The following is a 1,706-nucleotide window of genomic DNA, read 5'->3' on the forward strand; positions in this document are numbered from 1 at the left end:
CTCTCCTTGAGAGGTTCTGGCAGGCTTCAATCACCCGCCTCGATACGCCGCCCTTCTCAAACCGTCATCACCCATTTTCCGCCATAGCTCGTCATCGGATGCGGACGGCTGTTAGTCCCCTGTACGTTTGGCCGGCGGCAAGGAATGATGGCCTAGGCGGCGCTCGATGCAGGGAGGGGTTCTTTACCGAGACTGAAGCATGCGAGCCTCGTCAGCATGTCGAAATGTGTCAGCTGCTGGTGGATTGGGTGAAGGGGCGCCTATGGATGGCGGTACGCTCTGAAGGTCGCGTCACATGAGACCTCGGCTCGCAATAGACTGTTTTCGTCCCCGTGATCGAGCCATTCCCCGAAATCAGTGAAATCTCGCTTGCTCGTCGCTGGCCTTCTCCAATAAAGCTCGGCAAGAGCGATAACATGCCCAGGCGCAGGATACTCGCTGACGCGAAACAGTGACTTGGCTTGCAAGTCGTCCTCACATCAAGGAACAGATATGAAGCGCCAGATCCGGCCATTCATCGTGGAAATGAAACAGAAGCGCGGCAAGCAAAAGCCTAGCCGTTCGATATGGGGCGGTCTGGACCTGTCCAAAATTGCCACGGAGATGGCGCAGCCGGCTGACGGTGCTCAGTTGCCAAATTCGGAGGTTATTGACTTCAGTATAAGACCCATTGATGCTGAAGAAGGGCACAAACCACAAGCGGAGCATATCATGGCCGATTTCCACGAAGCGCAAACTGTTCAGACGACAGTAGCGCCAGCTAAAGTGGAAGCTCCTGAAGCGAAGAAGAGAGTTCTTCGAGCAAAGAAAGCGAAGGCAGAGCTCGCCAAGCCGACCCGCAAGAACGGAGCAAGACCAATGCCCCAGGCGGCCGAACCTGCGATGGCAGTGAAGACCGCCCGGAAGACCTACTCTGAGAAAGAACGCGCCCAGAAGCTCGCCCAGATCGAGCAGTCGATCGCTGGCGGTGCGACCAGCAAGAGTGCTGTCGGTCAGGCCGGCATATCGGAGCAGACCTACTATTATTGGAAGAGGGCTGTGACGCCTTCTGCAGACAGCGGCGATCTCCGTGATCTTGTCGCGCTCGAAGAAGAAAACAAGCGCCTTAAGAACCTGCTTGCTGACCGTCTGCGCAAGGAAAATGCCGAGCTCAAGAAGAAGCTGGGCCTTGCGTAAGACATACTGAGCCTCGTTGGAAACTCCGACGCTCAGAGCGGCAGCGGCGGCATATCGCCTTCACCGACCCGCCACACCCAGGAGCCGATCTCCGGACGCGCGGCCATCATCTCCTGCAACGAAGCGTTGAACCCTTCGTCCGCACCGGCCGGGACGACAAAGAGCGCGATCGGCTCTTGCCTGTTCTGAAGCAAGGCGTTGGCGATCGGTTGGTCGGTTTGCAGGTCGTAGCGCAATCCTTTCACGCTCATCTCGCGAAGGCGGCCGAGCGCGTCAACGAGCCGCTTTTCCGGGACCGTCTCGTAAGGAATCCAGTTCTCGGACACAACCATCAACGCGATCTCTTCGACAATGGCGAGCCCGGCCGGGTTCAGCCCGAAGGTCGCGATCACAATCAGATGGGAGTTCGAATCCGCTCCCCAGAGCGACAATTCCTTCTCGAAGCGTCCCTGCAAGCGCCGATGCAATGCATCGTCGATGATAAAGGGAAAGCCGGGCAGGTGCCTGATGACAAGTTTCTGACCGGAACG

At 57.6% G+C, this 1,706-nt stretch carries 2 protein-coding genes; one reads left to right on the plus strand and one right to left on the minus strand.

The annotated features are described in order from the left end of the window. Window positions 1-492 precede the first annotated feature (492 nt). Complete coding sequence (locus BLS48_RS34500) at window positions 493-1,176, plus strand: transposase (protein ID WP_244530013.1); 684 nt, start codon at window positions 493-495, stop codon at window positions 1,174-1,176. 32 nt (window positions 1,177-1,208) lie between these two features. Here BLS48_RS34500 and BLS48_RS34505 read toward each other — a convergent pair. After that, window positions 1,209-1,706 (minus strand): DUF1173 family protein (locus BLS48_RS34505; RefSeq protein WP_143019606.1); only part of this gene is annotated, 498 nt, incomplete at its 5' end.

The organism is Mesorhizobium qingshengii (assembly GCF_900103325.1).
GTDB lineage: Bacteria > Pseudomonadota > Alphaproteobacteria > Rhizobiales > Rhizobiaceae > Mesorhizobium > Mesorhizobium qingshengii.